Origin of the sequence: Actinokineospora sp. (assembly GCF_052390155.1) — a bacterium.
Classification (GTDB): Bacteria; Actinomycetota; Actinomycetes; order Mycobacteriales; family Pseudonocardiaceae; genus Actinokineospora.
Window position 1 is genome coordinate 21,595 of sequence record NZ_JBQTHF010000071.1, and the last position, 17,071, is coordinate 38,665.

Annotated in this window: 14 protein-coding genes and 1 pseudogene; 4 read left to right on the top strand and 11 right to left on the bottom strand. The window is 68.8% G+C overall.

Annotation, left to right across the window (positions count from 1 at the left end; genetic code table 11):
* Positions 1 to 472: 472 nt before the first annotated feature.
* Genes tgmC through tgmA form a run of 3 tightly spaced genes read right to left on the bottom strand, consistent with a single transcriptional unit; the run spans position 473 to position 2,942 of the window.
* Positions 473 to 1,660, bottom strand: a complete 1,188-nt coding sequence (tgmC, locus tag ACT4N7_RS23470; RefSeq protein WP_444830992.1) for an ATP-grasp peptide maturase system methyltransferase — start codon at positions 1,658 to 1,660, stop codon at positions 473 to 475.
* Complete coding sequence (tgmB, locus tag ACT4N7_RS23475) at positions 1,657 to 2,637, bottom strand: ATP-grasp ribosomal peptide maturase (protein WP_444830993.1); 981 nt, start codon at positions 2,635 to 2,637, stop codon at positions 1,657 to 1,659. Before tgmB ends, tgmC begins: the two co-directional genes overlap by 4 nt.
* Positions 2,634 to 2,942, bottom strand: a complete 309-nt coding sequence (gene tgmA, locus ACT4N7_RS23480) for a putative ATP-grasp-modified RiPP (RefSeq protein ID WP_444830994.1) — start codon at positions 2,940 to 2,942, stop codon at positions 2,634 to 2,636. Before tgmA ends, tgmB begins: the two co-directional genes overlap by 4 nt.
* 192 nt (positions 2,943 to 3,134) lie before the next feature.
* Between tgmA and ACT4N7_RS23485 the strand changes: the two genes are divergently transcribed.
* From ACT4N7_RS23485 to fxlM, 3 genes are all read left to right on the top strand, one after another.
* Positions 3,135 to 4,340: a helix-turn-helix domain-containing protein gene (locus ACT4N7_RS23485; protein ID WP_444830995.1), complete on the top strand. Its 1,206-nt coding sequence runs from the start codon at positions 3,135 to 3,137 to the stop codon at positions 4,338 to 4,340.
* A 108-nt stretch (positions 4,341 to 4,448) separates the two neighbouring features.
* On the top strand, positions 4,449 to 5,039 hold the full coding sequence (locus ACT4N7_RS23490; protein ID WP_444831031.1) for a lanthionine synthetase LanC family protein: 591 nt from the start codon (positions 4,449 to 4,451) through the stop codon (positions 5,037 to 5,039).
* 50 nt (positions 5,040 to 5,089) lie between these two features.
* Positions 5,090 to 6,292: a methyltransferase, FxLD system gene (gene fxlM, locus ACT4N7_RS23495; RefSeq protein WP_444830996.1), complete on the top strand. Its 1,203-nt coding sequence runs from the start codon at positions 5,090 to 5,092 to the stop codon at positions 6,290 to 6,292.
* Positions 6,293 to 6,621: 329 nt separating this feature from the next.
* Here fxlM and ACT4N7_RS23500 read toward each other — a convergent pair whose 3' ends face one another.
* From ACT4N7_RS23500 to ACT4N7_RS23530, 7 genes are all read right to left on the bottom strand, one after another.
* Positions 6,622 to 7,047, bottom strand: a complete 426-nt coding sequence (locus ACT4N7_RS23500) for an Imm1 family immunity protein (RefSeq protein ID WP_444830997.1) — start codon at positions 7,045 to 7,047, stop codon at positions 6,622 to 6,624.
* The gene (locus tag ACT4N7_RS23505) at positions 7,044 to 7,412 is read right to left on the bottom strand and encodes a DddA-like double-stranded DNA deaminase toxin (protein WP_444831032.1); all 369 of its coding nucleotides are present in this window, start codon (positions 7,410 to 7,412) and stop codon (positions 7,044 to 7,046) included. Before ACT4N7_RS23505 ends, ACT4N7_RS23500 begins: the two co-directional genes overlap by 4 nt.
* The gene (locus tag ACT4N7_RS23510; protein ID WP_444830998.1) at positions 7,412 to 7,654 is read right to left on the bottom strand and encodes a hypothetical protein; all 243 of its coding nucleotides are present in this window, start codon (positions 7,652 to 7,654) and stop codon (positions 7,412 to 7,414) included. The genes ACT4N7_RS23505 and ACT4N7_RS23510 overlap by 1 nt, the downstream gene beginning before the upstream one ends.
* Positions 7,655 to 7,692: 38 nt before the next feature.
* A complete protein-coding gene (locus tag ACT4N7_RS23515) occupies positions 7,693 to 9,030 on the bottom strand; it encodes a helix-turn-helix domain-containing protein (protein WP_444830999.1) in 1,338 nt (445 codons plus the stop codon).
* A 172-nt stretch (positions 9,031 to 9,202) separates the two neighbouring features.
* Positions 9,203 to 9,439 (bottom strand): hypothetical protein, encoded by a 237-nt coding sequence (locus ACT4N7_RS23520; RefSeq protein ID WP_444831000.1) that lies wholly within the window; start codon positions 9,437 to 9,439, stop codon positions 9,203 to 9,205.
* A 661-nt stretch (positions 9,440 to 10,100) separates the two neighbouring features.
* Entirely contained in the window at positions 10,101 to 10,757 is a 657-nt protein-coding gene (locus tag ACT4N7_RS23525; protein ID WP_444831001.1) for a YdcF family protein, read from the bottom strand.
* Positions 10,758 to 10,936: 179 nt separating this feature from the next.
* Positions 10,937 to 11,419, bottom strand: coding sequence for a MarR family winged helix-turn-helix transcriptional regulator (locus ACT4N7_RS23530; RefSeq protein ID WP_444831002.1), 483 nt, complete (start codon positions 11,417 to 11,419; stop codon positions 10,937 to 10,939).
* A gap of 86 nt (positions 11,420 to 11,505) precedes the next feature.
* On the opposite strand from ACT4N7_RS23530, the gene ACT4N7_RS23535 reads away from it, so the two are divergent.
* Positions 11,506 to 11,838 carry a rhodanese-like domain-containing protein gene (locus ACT4N7_RS23535; RefSeq protein WP_444831003.1) on the top strand — a complete coding sequence of 111 codons (333 nt, stop codon included), beginning with the start codon at positions 11,506 to 11,508 and terminating at the stop codon, positions 11,836 to 11,838.
* Positions 11,839 to 11,879: 41 nt separating this feature from the next.
* Here ACT4N7_RS23535 and ACT4N7_RS23540 read toward each other — a convergent pair.
* A pseudogene (locus tag ACT4N7_RS23540) lies at positions 11,880 to 17,066 on the bottom strand (SDR family NAD(P)-dependent oxidoreductase); the annotation flags it as partial.
* Positions 17,067 to 17,071: the final 5 nt, after the last annotated feature.

Below are 17,071 nucleotides of genomic sequence, written 5' to 3' on the forward strand. Positions count from 1 at the left end.
GCACCGGTCTCTGGCTGCCTGCTTGAAACGCGCTCGACCCCCGGCGCTGCCGGGGGTCGAGCGATCTGTGGTGGCAGTTCCGCGCGCGTGATGATCGGGGTGGTGACACTGCGGTCAGGCTAGGTCGACCTGCACACCAGCGGACAGCCCGCCTGCAACGGCGCCCTGAACGCGCTCGATGATCACATCACCGCAATGACCCGCCACCGCGTGCGGTCCGAGCAGGACCGCATCTACCGCGGCCGATTGCCCACAGTGCGGGAGTTCGACCTGATCAGCGGCCTGGCAGGGCTCGGCGCCTATCTGCTGCACCGCGAGCGCCACCCCAACCCGCCGTGCGAGGTGCTGGCATCAACTCACCGATGCCGAAGATACCGTGGCCGCGCTCAGACAGTCGTTGAAGCAGGTGATGCGCGATCAGTCGGAACCCAACCGTCGAAGTTGAGCCCTGCCTCGGCTGGCCGGTACCGCATCACTGGGTGACCGGCCAGCGGAGTTGGCTGTCGGGGTGATCCAGCCACACGGTCTGCTCGCTGGGGGTGACGGTGAGGCCGAATCGGTCCCATCCGGGCCGGTCGAGCCGGTTCCACAGGTCGTGGGCGGTCTCGATGATCTGCCACAGCCGACGGGGCCCGCCCTGGACGACCTCGTGGTCGCCACTGTCGGTGGTGTCCATACTGATGCGGGCCCAGGAGCCGTCCGGGGTGGTGACCGAGACGTCGGGTGGCCGGCCGGTGCCGGTGTCGGCGCTGCCGGTGAACCCGATGGAGATGTCGGGGCCGAAGTCGAACGCGGCGAGGAACCACACGATCATCGAGTTCCACGGGGTCTGCGGGTCGACCGTGGTCACGTGCCGCTCGACGCTGGTGGCGTCGCGGTCGGCCCAGGTCGGGTCGCGGTCAGGTTCGCCGGGCTGGGGGCGCAGTCCCATGAACGCGGCATAGGTGGGGTCGAACCGACCCTCGGCTCGGCTGAGCGTGGTGCGGGTGAGGCGGACGAGGCTGCCGGCGTTGTGGGCGATCTTCAGGTCGGTCAGGACCGCGCCGCCGACCGGGACTTGTTCGACCCAGGTCCAGGGGACCGAAGGCACCGCGCAGGTCGCGATAATCCGATCGAACGGGGCGCGCGCCGGCAGGCCGGCCGCGCCGTCTCCGGCGACGAGGGCGGGCGTGAATCCCAAGCGGCGCAGCCGTTCCCGCGCTGTGTCGATCAGGTCGGGTTCGACGTCGACGGAGTACACGTTGCCGGAGCCGAGCCGATGAGCCAGCAGCGCGGCGTTATAGCCGGTGCCGGTTCCGATCTCCAGCACCGTCTGTCCATCGTGGACGTCCAGGGCCTCCAGCATCCTGGTCATCAGACCGGGCTGGGTCGAAGACGACAACACTCGCGGCGGCGTGACGTCCTGGCGCAACGCGGTGATCAGCACCGAGTTCGAGTAGATCCTCTCCAGCCACTCCCGCCGGCCCTCGCCGGTCGTCGTGTCCGACCGCGTCCAGGCCCCGGTGCTGTTCTGCTGGAAGTAGTAGGGCACGAGCTCGTGGCGCGGAACCGCGCACACCGCGGCCCGCCACGCCGGGTCGCTGAGCTTGCCAGACTGTTCCAGGTCATCGGCCAGCCGCCGCGCCAAGGCGGGCCACTCCGTGTCCAGGGTGGTTGTCACGAGCGGTCTCCTCCGGTGAGCAGATCGGCGATGGCGGCGGTGATCGGCGCCCCGGTCTGGGCTTCCAGCCATCCATACTGCCCGCTGCTGTTGCTTTCCAAGAACACCCAGCGGTCCGTGTCTTTCTCGATCGCGAAATCCAACGCGGCATACGCCAGCCCCAGCATCTTCATATAGGTCCGAACACCGTCGGCGACCTGCGGCGGGGTGTCGACCAAGCGGTATGTCAGTGCCTCGAAGTCGGCCCGCCAGTCGACGTGGCTCGCCGCTGAGCCGGCGTTGATCAGGATGGTGAACATCTGCTCGCCGACGACCACCACGCGTGCCTCATGGGCCTTGTCGACCCACCGCTGCATCTGGGTCGCGGTCGAGGCGACCGACCCCATGCCAGCAAGGTCGGTGTCGGTGAGGCGGCGGGTGAACGCGACCTTGAGCGCTCCGCCCTCGGTGATGGTGTTCGGACCGAAGGATTTGCAGATCGTGTTGTCCACGCCCTGCTCAGCGGCGAACCGGGCCGCGGCATCTGGGCTGTTGGTCACCATGGTCGGCTGCACCGACAGGCCGCTGGCCGCCGCTGTCACCAGTTGCAGCGGCTTGAACACCGCGTCCGCTGCCCGGTTCGGGTGATTCATCCACAGCACGGGCAGCGCGGCCAGCACCCCGCCGAATCCGAGCCGGGCTTCTCGGTGGGCATAGGCGCGTTCCACCTCGGTCAGTCCGGCGGGAAAGCGGAACGCGGCCGGATCTCGATACCAAATCGAGCCGATGTCAGCCAGGTCAACGCCGCGGTGCTTGGTGCGCATGGCACCGGCCCAGCGGCCGGTGTCGTCGAGGTGCGCGTCGAGCACGAGCTGGTCGGGGAACCAGCTCGTGTCGACGCGGAACACCGCGACGTCCCGCTTTGTGAGCATCCGCACCACCGCGTCCACGGGGGCGTCGGCCTCTTGGGCGAAGATCACCACGGTGTTCGGGCTCATTTCTCTTCCCAGCCCCAGTTCTCTTCCGGGCCTTCGTCCCCGTCGGTCGAGGACTTGGACTCCCACTCCTTGCCCATCGTCTCGATGAGCGGCACACCGTCGTCGCCGACGGCGACCTGCGACTCGTGGCAGTACGAGTAAGACCTGGACACCGGCGTCGGCTTGCGCTGGGCCGACAGCAGCCCGAACGGCCGGGTCTCCGGCGGCCCCGGGGCCGCCGAGGCCACCGGGACCCGAACGCAATAGCGGATCTGGGCGCTGGACAGCGGATTGCCGTCCAGCAACGGGTCAAGCACGCTGGTCATTTCACAGTCCTCCTACGAACTCGCGGGCTTCGCCGGTCGGCTGCCCCGTGGTCCACGCAACACCTGCTGGACTCTCCGAAGTTGCACTGAAATTGCACAACCGGACACGCACCGTGAACACGGGTCTAGGAACACACCCACACCCCACCTACGCTGGGCGGGCACCCATCAACGAGACGAGAGGGCACGGCGATGGCATCCAGCCCACTGGCCACCGGCGAGAACATCACCGTGCTCCGCAAGGCAGCGGGCCTGACCCAACGCCAGATGGCCGCCCGCGCGAACATCTCGCTGAGCATGCTGTCCAAGGTCGAGATCGGCGACCGCGCCGCCGGGCATGCCCTGGTCGCCGCCGTCGCCCGCGCCCTGGGTGTCCCAATCGAACGTGTCCACGGCCAGCCCTACGAGGCCGAGCACCGCGCCGCCGGAACCACCGCCGCCATCGACGCTCTGCGCGGCGCCCTGCGCGGCTACGACCTGCCACCCGCCGCCCAAATCGACGCACGCCCGCTTGACCAGCTCCGCGTCGATGTCGGGCAGTTGTCCCAGATGCGGCGGGCAGGCCGCTACACCAAGCTCGCGACCACACTGCCCGCGACGATGGAAGAACTCACCCTCCTCATCCACACCACCGACGGCGCCACCGAACGAGAGCAAGCGTTCCGACTGCTCGTTGACGCCTTCTACGCTGCGCACGGCCTCGCCTACCGACTCGGCTACGGCGACCTCGCCGAGTCCATCGAGCACAAGCTCGCCTGGGCCGCCGATCACTCCGGCGACCCCTTGGCCATCGGGTTGGCCCAGTGGACCAGGGCAAACTCGTTCCAAGCCGCCGGGGACTACGACCGCGGCCTGCAACTGCTCGACACCGCGCGAGAGCACCTCAACAGCTACCTTGCCACAGGCGACCCGGCCGCGATCACCGTCTACGGCAGCATGCACCTGCGCGCGGCCACCCTCGCCTCCCGCGCAGGCAACGCCGACACCACCGAGGCCCACCTGCGCGCCGCCCGCGAACTCGCGGCCAGAATCCGCCACGACCAAGTCCACTACCAACTCACGTTCGGGCCAGCGAACACCGCGATTCACGACATCGCCGCCGCGGTCGAACTCGGCAACGCCGAACACGCCGTGACCGTCGGGACCGCGCTCAAGACACCTCGCGGACTGCCCGCCACCCGCGTCGGGCACCACTACCTCGACCTCGCCCGAGCACACCTCATGCTCGGCGATCGCCCCGGCACACTCACCGCCCTGGAAAACGCCCGCCGAGCCGCACCCGAGCAAACCCGCTACCACCCCATGGTCCGCGAGACTGCCCGCGTCCTCGTCAGCCTGCACCGCCGCGCCAACCCCGACCTCACCCGATTCGCCACCTGGCTTGGACTCGCCAACTGATCACCCGACGTCGCTGCCAATCCTTCGACGTCCCCCATGTGTCAGAACTACTGGCATCACAGCGACCTGCGAGTACGGGCTTGACACCCGAAGATAGCCAGCGGGCCGCTGGCCCTGTTGGCCACTGCGATGCGACGCGGCACCACCGTGCCCGGTCAGACCGCAGCGATGGCCACGATCGGGGACTGGTTCGACCGCTGCCGGGTCGGCACCGGAAGAACCGCGTGGTGGCCGGGCAGGATCACCCTGTTCGAACAGCGAACCGGCGTCATCGCGCACGATTGCCCGCAGCGCCCGTCTTGGTGCTACGGAACCCCCGGCCATGCCCGCGCCCAGCAACTCGCCGCCCTCGCCCTCGGCGACCAGCAACGACGACGACAAGCGGAGGAAGCGTTGGTGGGGTGCGTCACCGACAACCGGCAACTCGCGCTGCTCCGGGACAACTCGCTGTGCCACGGTGGGGCCGGGCTCGTCCTCACCACCTGGCGCGCGGCCACGGACGCCGACCCCGGCAGCGAACTCGCCGCCGTGCTGCCACGCCTTCGCACCGGCTTGGAACAGCGGCTCCACCTCGACGGCCCGCCCAGCACTGGCGGGCTACTCGAAGGCGAGGCCGGGATGCGCCTGGCCGGGCACACCGTCGACACCGACACGCCGGACACCACCCGCTGGGACCTATGCCTGTTGCTCACCGGCTGACCCGCTCCACCACAGACCTGCACAATCACAACAACAACCGGAAGGAACCGATGAACACCACCACCGACAGCGCACCGGAGACGCTGCGGGGCACCATGGTCGACACCGTCAAGGAAGGTGGGTACGCCCGCACCAGCGCGGTCGAGGTCGCGATGCGCGCCGTGGCCCGCCACGAGTTCGTGCCCGAAGCCACCCTCACCGACGCCTACGCCGACATCGCGGTCATCACCAAACGCGCCGCCGACGGCTCAGCCCTGAGCTGCGCGTCGGTGCCCACCGTCGTGGCCATGATGCTCGACCAACTCGACGTCCGCCCCGGCCACAACATCCTGGAGATCGGCGCGGGCACCGGCTACAACGCCGCCCTCCTCGCACTTCTTGCAGGCGCCAGTGGCCGGGTCACCACTGTCGACATCGACCCGGAGGTCACCGCAGGTGCTCGCCGCGGCCTCGACGCCACCGGCAACCAGCACATCCAGGTGATCACCCGCGACGGTGCCCTCGGCGCACCGGAGAACGGTCCCTACGACAGAATCATCGTCACCGTCGGCGCCTGGGACCTGCCCGCCGCGTGGCGCGAGCAACTCGCCCCCGGCGGACGCCTGGTGGTGCCGCTGCGCTGGCGGGGGCAGACCCGCAGCGTCGCGTTCGTCCGCGACGGAGACCGGCTCAGCTCCGACCGCACCGACCTGTGCGGGTTCGTCCCCATGATCGGCCAGGAAGGCGAACATACCGGTGCCATCGACGCTGACGGTCTGGTCAGCCTCTACTACGACGTCGACCAGGGTATCGACCCCGCCGCCCTGCGCGGAGCGCTGGACCAGCCCAAGACCACAGTCTGGTCCGGGGCCACCGTCGGCCCCACCGACTCCTTCGACGGGGTGTGGCTGAACCTCACCGCCACTGACGCCGGAACCTGCCGTATCGCCGCCGAGGACGAGGCGGTCAGCAGCGGCCTATGCACCCCGGCGATCCAGTGGCGCACCCCAGCGATCACCGACGGCACCAGCCTGGCCTACCTGACCTACCGCCGCCTGGATGATCCCGAGCGGCGTTCCGAACTCGGCGCGATCGGCCACGGCCTGGCCGGACAGGATCTGGCTGAGCGGCTCTGCGCACAGGTCACCGCGTGGGACCGCGACCGCGGCCACCAGCCCCGCATCGACGCCTACCCCGCCGGGGCCTCGGTCACCGGGTCGCCCGCGGGGGTGGTCATCGACAAACAGGACGCGAGGCTCGTTCTGTCACTCTGAACACCGCATCACTGTCCGCGACCCGGCCTCGCTCATCGGCGGGCCGGGCCGCGGGCTGTCGCCCCTCCTGGTCATTAGGGTCGATGCCCATGGAGTCACGCGAGCTGCTGCAATCAGCTCAGCGCTCGACAACAAGCGAACTCGCGGCATTCACGCAGGGCGGGCACTCCCACGGTTTGGCGAGTCGGTTGCGCATCTCCAGGACGGTGAGGAGTCGACGCCGAGGTCGCCGAAGGACTGGATAGTCGAGGGCGGCGACGATGTCCTGCGCGACGTCATCTTCAGCCGCTACGTCATCCCCGTCGCCAAGCGGACGTGACGTCGGCGCGCTATTCGGCTCCGCGCGGTATCGACGAGATATCGGCCGCCTGGGTCCATTCGATGGTTTTCGGAAGGGTGCGGGTGCGCAGAAATTCGGCGAGCACGTCGAAAACGATCTCCACGGGAACCTCCGCGCGGGGTGGTACAGCGGTATCGTGAATTCCGGCAGGGTGGTAGGTCCGCCACGCGGTGTTGGTTCCGATCGCGGGTACGAGACTGGTGGTGGAGTCGGCCCATTTCACGGCGCCGATGTCGTTGTGGACACCGAAGTTCAATCGCACGCGGTCCAGGGAGAAGGTGTCTTGCGGCCCCGCTGAGATGCCCCACATCCAGGGGATCCCTTCGGCATTGAGGGCCCGTACCCTCGCCACGAGGTCGATGCCATCGGGAATCCGGTCCACGTGCAGGTAGGGATGGTCAAGAATGTCGGTCATCGTACTGCCTTGCCTTTGTAGGTGCGGTGGAATGGGTCTCCTTGTGCGTCGGTTCCCAATACGGTGAGCTGGGAGCCGCATGGAATGAAGCTGGGCAGCACGGCATCGCACCCGTCTATGGCGCCTGGTTCGGAGCCGCAGGGGGCGTGATTTATTATCACCTGCGCGGACCGGGCGCCGGTGCCGGTCATGGGTGAATTTCGCCGGCCTCTGCGGACACGTGGCGGGAGGTCCTCGAAATGTGGTATCGCGTCTGGCGGGTAACGGTCGCCATGTCGATTGGCGATCCCGCCGAAAAATGTTGTATCAATGGGTCGTTCTTGGGTACTTTCGCTACCCGCATGCGTTCGAGAACCACCCTGCATTACCGCTTGTGCCGTTGATGCCAACCGCTGTCGCAGTTCCTGGAGGCGTTCGCATAGCGTTCCTGTTCCCCTTGAATGGCAAGGGTTTCCCGCGTCAACGTCTCGCCGACCGGGCCGCCTGCCTGCTGGATGAACTGCACTACAGTCGTCAACTGTTCAACTGCGGCTTGAAGATGTTCGACCGGCAGTTGCTGACTCGCGGCGTTCAGCGCGCCTGCCGCTTCTTCGACGTGACCTGCCACGTTGGTCCTTCTCCCCGGGTCGTTGGCGTTACCGGGCGCTAGTATGGAGTATCAGTTAGTTTGTTCAGTTCGTCGCGGGTCTGGTCGATCGGCTCGATGATCGCGCGTGTTGCCGAATCATTCGGGAACAATCGGCGCAGCTCGTGTTCCAGTTCGCTGGTTACCATTATCAACTGTTCAACAGACTTTCGTGGAGCGCTCAATGCGGCGCGGGTCCACTCCGCTGTGAGGTCCAAGTCGCCCTGCCGTAGGGCGACGACGGCCAGTGTCAACCGGGCTTCGGTGGCGCGCATCGGACTCCTGTCGGTTCCGTCCGGGCGTCGGGAAATACGCAGAACTTCCCGTGCGTGGTCGGCCGCTCGTTGGTCTTCGCCGACCAACCGGTAACAATCCATAGCGTAGAAGTCCCACTTCTGTGGATCGATGACAAAGTGGTTCTCCGGGCGATGGGGACGTTCATGTCGGCTGAGCAATCGGTATCCGTCGTCCAGAATCTTGGCGACTTCATCCCGCCTGCCCATACGGGCGGCAGCCTTGGCGGACTGCGCGGCGAGTTGGACGACCACTGATGTGTTGGGCGCCGCCTTGGCACCCGCGTTCGAGTACGCGGCCACCGACTCCAGGCGATCTTGGGTCAGCGCAAACCACGCACTCATCTCGAACGACCACGCGACAATTTCGCCGTGACCGGTTTCCTGGCCGAGGCGGAACGCGGCGGCGCGGTGCAGTTCGGCTTGGCGGTGTTGGCCGGTGTCGTAGTCAATGCAACCAATGAGCAATATCAGCCAACCGGCCAAGACGAGCAATTCGCGGTGTTCGCGGAGAGTGCAGGAGCCCTTGAGCAGGCGAGACAGGTAGTGTAGGTACTGGTGGGCGTCGGCTTTCAATTCGGCCGCATCCCGCCAGGCGTAATCGCAGCACATTTCTTCGACGACCGCTTGGAGTTGTTCAACGGTTTCCGGGCCGACGTCCGTCCGATGCAACTGGCGCATGACATCGTGCACTTCCCAGGACATCGAAAGTGTCGGGTTGCTCGTCGCGCGCGGCAGGCGGACTCCGCGTAGCGCCGCCGCCTTGGATCGTGCTTGAGCGAGGTCGGTTTCCGTCGTACGGCGCTCGTGCTCCGCCTTCACCGCATCCAGTTCGAGAAACGCGGCGAGCAACGCACCGTCCGCTTGACACGCGGCGTCAACCGACCGCCAGAACCGCTCCCCGGCTCGGGCGCGGCCTTTCTCGATGTGTGCCACCGTGGTCCGGTCGCAGTAGGCGATCTTGGCAAGTTGGGTTTGCGTCAAACCGGCGGCATGGCGGAAGACGGTCAGGCGTTCACCGAGTGAACGGCGCAACTCTGTGATCGCCGTCGCTTCTCGTGCCATGTCGCCCATCCTCGTGTCGCCGCTCGACCACCGTAGCAAGGAAGCCGCAGGTGGGGGCCGGTGTGCCCACTATGCCCACATACTTGCGCACGTACCCGCCGACCATCCGCGCCGCCGAGGTGGGGGCGATTCCATCGGTACCATCAACCGGCTGCGGAGATCGTGTGTTGGTTCATAGTTGAGCCGACTCAGCCTCGTCTTCGGCTTCCCGCATAGTCTTGGCGTCGGTCAACGCTCGTGTGGCCAGTGCTACGAAGCGGGTCAGGCTGTGCTCGTTGAACGCGAACTCGAAACTGTCGGACCGGTTGCCGAACACGAAGTCGATGTCGTCGTGGTTATGCGCGACATACTTCATGTCGCAGTTCTTGCCGACCGTAACCCACGCGCCGACCTTGAGTGCTGTATGCATGGTGTCTGCCTCCGAATGCTCCGATGGTGCCCGTTGGTGGCAACTGACGTCGCAAGCGGTTCCGGTCGAGCGGAATGCCTATGGGAGCTGCTTGCGGCTCAGGTGCCTGAAGGCAGGAAACCCGCCGCCCGGCCTTGTGCGTCACTCTGTGTATGGCTGTTTCACACTTGTTGTCACAGCCGTGACCTGCGCACTACGCGCAACCCACCTCGGTGACGACGGATCATCGGTCCGCGCTGGGTTCGTAGGCGCTCGACGGTGCGCGTCGGCAACCTTGAGTAGGGCCGCCGTGGTGATCTTCTTCTTTCGTCGGTGAGGTGTGCGTCGACGTGCTTCTCGATGCCCTCGACGCCAGCGCATCCCCGGACATGCCGAGCTGGGCCATCGTCCGGTCCACGGCGTCGGCCGCGCTACTCGTCTCCGCGCGGTATCGATAACCTTTCCGGCGGGTACGGCATCGACACGCCCGGGTCCCTGCGTCGGACTGGGCCGCAGAAGCGAGGTCGGTCAGGTGCTGGGCGAGTTTGATCGCGCAGGCCAAGGCTGGCCACGTCGTGTACCTGACATGCCCGGACGATGACGATGCTGTTGCCGTGGCGCCGATCGAGGTCGTGCGGGCCGGGCCTGCCGCACTGGGCCGTGGCGAACAGGCGCCTGGCGGCTAGATCAGGCGGCTGGTGAAGCCCGCGTCGACGAGCCGTTGGTAGGCGGCGTGCACGGGTTCGGGAACCCATTGGGCGATGGCGAAGCGGAGGCGGGCGTACTCGGTGATGCGTTGGGTGTCGCCGACGAGCATGTTGATGACGCGGTCGACGTCGCCGATCGTGGCGATGTACTCGTCGAGCGGCAGCGGCTGGGATGAGCAGGTGACGTCGACCTCGGGCCAGACCTTGCGGCAGGTCGCGTAGGCGCGTCGCTGCTGGTAGGGCCGGGAGATCAGCATGACCGAGGTCGGATGGATGCCCGCGTCGGCGAGGACGTCGCGGGTGTTGGTGAGGTTCTGGCTGGTGTTGGTGGCCTCGGTTTCGATGAGGATGGCGTTGGCGGGGACGCCGAGTTTGATGGCGTGCTCGCGGTAGTGGACGGCTTCGCCGCGGGGGAACCGTTCGATGGTGCCGGGGGCGTTGGCGCCGGTGAACACGATCCGCTCGAACATGCCCTGCTGGTAGCGCTGCGCGGTGTGGATGGCGACGCCGAGATCGTGGGAGCCCAGGCCGATGCCGACGTCGCAGCGGCGGGGTTGGTGGCCCATGTCGTGGTAGGCCCACAGGGTTTCGACGTCGGCACGCAGGATCGCGTGCAGTTCGGTGGTCGCCATGACCGGCAAGGTTACGGCCGGCGTGGGTCGGTGCCGTGCACGCCCATCCGGTGCGCCAGCTCGATCGCCCGTTGCGACGGGCGTGGGTGGCGGATCATCTCGCGGACGAGAAGCCGGGAGAGCCGGTGGTAGCGGACCGCGTCACCCGCGCGCCAACGCGCCTGACTTCGGCGCAAGGGTCAGCGGTCCGCGCTGGGTTCGCAGGCGCTCGCACGGTGCGCGTCGGCGACCTTGAGCAGGGCCGCCGTGGTGATCTTCTTCTCTTCGTCGGTCAGGTGTGCGGCGAAGTGCTTCTCGATGCCTGCCAGGTAGACGGGGACGGTTCGGCGGAACGTGGTGCGGCCCTCGCTGGTCAGTAGCGCCCAGACGACGCGACGGTCGTTGGTGTCGGTTTCCTTGCGCACCAGGCCTGCCCGCGCCATCTCGTCCACCAGTCGGCTGACGCGGGTTCGGCTCAGGACGACCCGATCGGCGAGTTCGCGCATGCGCAGCCCGGACTTCCCGGCGCCGTTGAGTTCGAGTAGCACGTCGTACCAGGTGAGGGGGACGGTGCCGACCCGGTCCAACTCGTGCTCGATGGCGCGCAATGCCGCGTTGTAGGAGAGCAGCACGGCCCGCCACGCCTCGATGCCGAGTTCGTCAGTGCGCCGGGGGACCCGCATGGTCCGAGCGTAGCGCATTGCGTGCGTCTGCACACACCTGTTAAAGTGCGTGCAGACGCACATTTCTGCGAACGAAGGGGACCATTATGGCTCGCGTACTCACCACCGACGAGGTCAAGCAGCGGATCGACGCGGGCTCGGCCGTCGTGCTGGAGGCGCTGCCGCAGTCGTATTACGACGAGGCGCATCTGCCCGGCGCGATCAATCTGCCGCTGGACGAGGTTGACGTTCGGGCGGCCGCGCTGATCCCGGACAAGGGCGCCGAGGTCATCGTCTACTGCTCGAACGAGGCGTGCTCGAACTCCGGCATCGCGGCCGACCGGTTGGTGGAACTGGGCTACCGCAACGTCTTCACGTACGAGGCAGGCAAGCAGAACTGGGTGGAGTCGGGTCACCCCACCGAGTCGACCGTGCCGTGAGCGCTGTCGGGACGAGGCTGGACAGGTCCCGGGAACGGGCGTTAGGCCATGCTCGCGCCGACGAGTTCGGTGCCGAGGTAGTCGGCGAGCAGGGCGGGTGTGGGGTAGTGGAACAGGACCGTGGCGGGGAGGCGGACCCCGGTGGTGGTGGCGAGGCGGTTGCGCATCTCCAGGACGGTGAGGGAGTCGAAGCCGAGGTCGCCGAAGGACTGGTCGGTGCCGATGGCGGCGGGTTCGGGGTGGCCGAGGACTACGGCGGCCTCGGAACGGACCAGTCTGAGCAGGGACTCGCGGTCGGTGCCGGTCTCCGGCGTCCACTGTGGACCGACTGTCGCGGCAGCGGGTGCCAGGGTTCGGACCGGTGTGCTGACCAGGCCGCGCAGGACCGTCGGCACCGCGTCGCCGCGGGTGCGCAGGCCGGTGAGGTCCAGTTTGATCGGGACCAGCACCGGCCGGTCGAGGCGCAGCGCCAGGTCGAACAGCGCCAGCCCCTCGTCGGTGGCCAGCGGCTGCACGCCGGACCGGGTCAACCGGGCCAGATCGCCCGCGTCGAGGTGGCCGGTCATCGCGCTTGACGCGCTCCACAGGCCCCAGCCGAGGCTGGTGCCCGGTAGCCCCCGCGCGCGGCGATACCCGGCGAGCGCGTCGAGGAAAGTGTTGGCGGCGGCGTAGTTCGCCTGACCGGCGTTGCCGAAGGTGGCCGCGGCGGAGGAGAACAGGATGAACGCGGCCAGGTCGAGATCCTTGGTCAGCTCGTGCAGGTGCCAGGCAGTGTCCACTTTGGGCGCCAGCACGGTGTCGAGTCGGTCGGGTGTGATCGTCTCGATGGTGCCGTCCGCCAACACGCCCGCGGCGTGCACCACAGCGGTAAGCGGGTGCTCGGCGGGGATCGCGGCCACGACGTGGGCGAGCGCGGCGCGGTCGGTGCCGTCGCAGGCCACGGCGCGGGCGCGGGCACCGAAGGCGGCCAGATCGGCCACCAGCTCGGCCATCCCGTCCGCGTCCGGCCCGCGCCTGCTCACCAGCAGCAGGTGCCGCACACCGTGCGTCGCGGCCAGATGGCGGGCGAGCAGGCAGCCGAGCGTGCCGGTGGCGCCGGTGATCAGCACCGTGCCGTCCGGGTCCAGGTCGGGCCCGCGGGTCGCGGACGTGCGCGCCTTGGCCAGCCGGGGTGCGGACAGTTTTCCCGCGCGGATGGCGAGTTGGGGCTCGCCCGCGGCGACGGCGGCGGGCAGCGCGGCCACGCTGGCGTCGGACGAATCGAGGTCTACCACCACGATCCGCCCGGGATTCTCGGTCTGCGCGGACCGGATGAGGCCCCAGCAGGCCGCGGCGGCCAGATCGGTGCACGCCTCGTCGCGCACGGCGACCCCACCCCGGGTGACGACGACCAACGTGCCGACGGGGTCGGCCAGCCACTCGCGCACGGTGACGAGCAGGCCGTGCACCGACGACCGGACGGCCTCCGGCACCGACTCGCCTGCCGCGGGCGGGACCACCAAGACTGTGACATCGCCCTCGCCGAGCGGGATTTCGTTGCGGGACAAAGACTCTGTGATCCCGTACGGGTCGTCGCCGACGACCGTCCAGGTTCGCTCCGCGGGAACTGGGGCGGACACGGGGAGCCAGGTCAGTTCGAACATCGGCTCGTCGTCGCGCGGGTCGTCGTTCGCCGCGGCGAGCTGCTCGACGCTGATCGAGCGGGCGCTGAGCGCGTGCACGGTCAGCACCGGCACACCGCTCGGGTCGGCGGCGGTGATGGCTACGTCGCCGTGCCGGTCGGTGCGCAGCCGGGCCCGCAGGGTGGTGGCGCCGGTCGCGTGCAGGCTGACCTCGCTCCACGAGAACGGCACCATGATCGTGTCGTCCGCGACGCCCAGCGGGTGCAGGACGGCGTCGAGCAGGGCGGGGTGGATGCCGTACTGGGCGGCGGAAACCTGCTCCGACTCGGGCAGCGCGACTTCGACGTAGAGGTCGTCGCCCTCGCGCCAGAGTCCTTGCAGGCACTGGAAAAGCGGCCCGTACCGCATCTCCTTGGCGGCCAGCCGGTCGTAGAGGTCGTTGATCTCGACCGGCGTCGCCCCGGGCGGGGGCCAGCACGACAGGTCGGCGACGGCGACGGGCAGGCGCTCGCCAGAGACGACGCCGGTGGCGTGTCGAGTCCACTGTCGACGGTCGGCGTCGACCGGCCGGGAGTGGATGCTGAACGCCCGCCTGCCGTCCGCGTCAGGCTCGGCGATACCGAGCTGCACGCTCAGCGAACCGGTCTTGGGCAGCGCCAGCGGACTCTCGATGATCAGTTCGTCCAGGTGGTTGCCGCCCGCCTGGGTTGCCGCGTGCAGCGCCATGTCGATGAGCGCTGTGCCGGGCAGCAGCGTCGCGGCGCCGATGACGTGGTGGCTGAACCAAGGTTGCGTGTTCGCGCTTAACTGTCCGGTGTGGAGGGTTGCGTTCGTCGTCGCGTGGTCGACCGTGGTGTGCAGCAGTGGATGGCTGTGCGCGAACCGGGTCGCCGCGGGCGCCGGGTGCGGCCAGAACCGTTGGGACTGAAAGGGATACGTGGGCAGCGGCACGTGCGCGCCCGCGGTGTCCCAGGCGACCGGGTGCCCGGCGACGTGTAGCCGTGCCAGCGCGGTGGCGAACTGCTGGGGATCGTCGTGGTCGCGACGCAGCGTGCCCTGGGTGTGTCCGCCGCCGCGGTGGGTGTCGAGGATGTCCTGGATGGGGTAGGTGAGCACGGGGTGCGGGCTGATCTCGACGAAGGTGCCGTGCCCGTCGCGGACCAGGGCGTCGACGGTGGGGTGGAATCCGACGGTGGTGCGCAGATTGCGGTACCAGTAGTCCCCGTCGAGCGGCGTGTCCTGGTCGAGCGGCTCGGCGGTGACGGTGGAGTAGAAGGGGATCAGCGGCATCTGCGGGTCCAGCCCGGCGAGCGCGTGCCGGAGTTCGGAGTGGACGGTCTCGACCTGGTGGGTGTGCGAGGCATAGTCCACGGGGATGCGTCGGGCCTGCACTCCGTCGGCTTCGCAGGCCGCGGTGAGGTCGTCCAGCGCGTCCAGGTCGCCCGCGACGACAATGGACTCAGGTCCGTTGACCGCGGCCACATCGATCCGGCCCGGGTAGGCGGCGATCCGTTCGCGCGCCTGGTCGAGCGGGACGGGCAGGGACAGCATGCCGCCGCGTCCCGAGATGGCGCACAGGGCGCGGGCGCGGACGGCGACCACGCGGGCCGCGTCGTCCAGTGACAGCGCGCCCGCCACGCAGGCGGCGGCGATCTCGCCCTGGGAGTGGCCGATCACCGCGTCGGGGAGCACGCCGCGGGTCCGCCACAGGGCCGCGAGCGACACCATGATCGCGAACAGCGCGGGCTGGACCACGTCCACCCGCTCAAGCCCGGGCGCCCCTTCGGTCTCCCGCAGCACCGCCTCGACCGAGTAGTCCACGAACGGCGCCAAAGCCCTGTCGCACGCCCGAAGCGCTTCGGCGAACACCGGCGAGGTGTCCAGCAGCCCGGCCGCCATTGCCTGCCACTGGCTGCCCTGCCCCGGGAACACGAACACGGTCTTGCCGTACGCACCTGTCTTTCCTGATACCACGGTCGCCGAGGGCTGACCCGCGGCCACCGATCGCAGCCCGGCCACCAGTTCCCGCGCGTCACGGCCGAGGACCACCGCTCGGTGCTCGAATCCGGCCCGCCCGCGCACCAGCGCGGCGGCGACCTCGGCGACGCCGACCGTCGACCCGGAACCCGTTGCCCAGTCGGCCAGCTTGGCGGCCTGTTCGGCCAGTGCCGCGGCGGACCGGCCCGACACCGCCCACGTCACCACGCCCGTCGACGTCGGCCCTCTGTCCACAGTGGCCGGTGCAGGTGCCTGCGCGACGATCACGTGCGCGTTCGTCCCCGAGATGCCGAACGACGACACACCCGCGCGCCGTACCGCCGACTCCGGCCAGGCCCGGCCCTCGCTGAGCAACTCGACCGCGCCGCTGGACCAGTCGATGTGCGGGTTGGGTTCGGTGGCATGCAGGGTCTTCGGCAGGGCGCCGTGCCGGATGGCCTGCACCATCTTGATCACACCCGCCACCCCGGCGGCGGCTTGGGTGTGGCCGATGTTGGACTTGATCGATCCGATCCACAGTGGACTGTCGGCGGGCCGGTCGCGGCCGTAGGTGGCGAGCAGGGCCTGCGCCTCGATCGGGTCGCCGAGAGCGGTGCCGGTGCCGTGGGTCTCCACGAGGTCGACGTCGGCTGGGATGAGCCGGGCGTTGGCCAGCGCCTGCTGGATGACGCGCTGCTGGGCGGGCCCGTTGGGGGCGGTCAACCCGTTGGACGCGCCGTCCTGGTTGATCGCCGAGCCGCTGACCACGGCCAGCACGGGGTGTCCCAGCCGCTGGGCGTCGCTGAGCTTCTCCAGCAGCAGCACGCCGGTGCCCTCGCTCCAGCCGGTGCCGTCGGCGTCGGCGGAGAACGCCTTGCAGCGCCCGTCGGGGGCGAGGCCGCGCTGGCGGGCGAACATCACGAAGGTGCCTGGGGTTGCCATCACGGTGACGCCGCCCGCGAGCGCGAGGGTGCACTCGCCGGAACGCAATGCCTGCGCGGCAAGGTGTACGGCCACCAGCGACGACGAGCACGCGGTGTCCACAGTGACCGCCGGGCCCTCCAGGCCGAGGTGGTAGGCGACCCGGCCCGAGCCGATGCTGCCGCCGACGCCGAGGAAACCCTCGGTGTCCTCGGCCGCGCCGCCGACCACGTCGGCGTAGTCCTGGTACATGATCCCGGCGTACACGCCGGTCCGGCTGCCGCGCAGGGCTGTGGGGTCGATGCCCGCGCTTTCGATTGCCTCCCAAGAGGTCTGCAGGAGCAGCCGGTGCTGCGGGTCGATGGCGCGGGCCTCGCGCGGGCTGATGGCGAAGAACGCGGCGTCGAAGTCCGCGGCGTCGAGCAGGAAGCCGCCATGGCGGGTGTAGGTGGTGCCGGGGTGGTCGGGATCGGGGTGGTAGAGCCCGTCGAGGTCCCAGCCGCGGTCGGTGGGGAACTCGCCGATGGTGTCCTCGCCGCGGGCGACCAGGTCCCACAGGTCCGCGGGCGTGCGTACCCCACCGGGGTATCGGCACGCCATGCCGACGATCGCGATCGGCTCGTGGCCGGCGGCGCTGAGCCGCTGGTTCTCCTGGCGCAGCCGCTCGGTCTCCTTGAGCGAGCTGCGCAGGGCCTCGACCAGTTTGTCGGTGG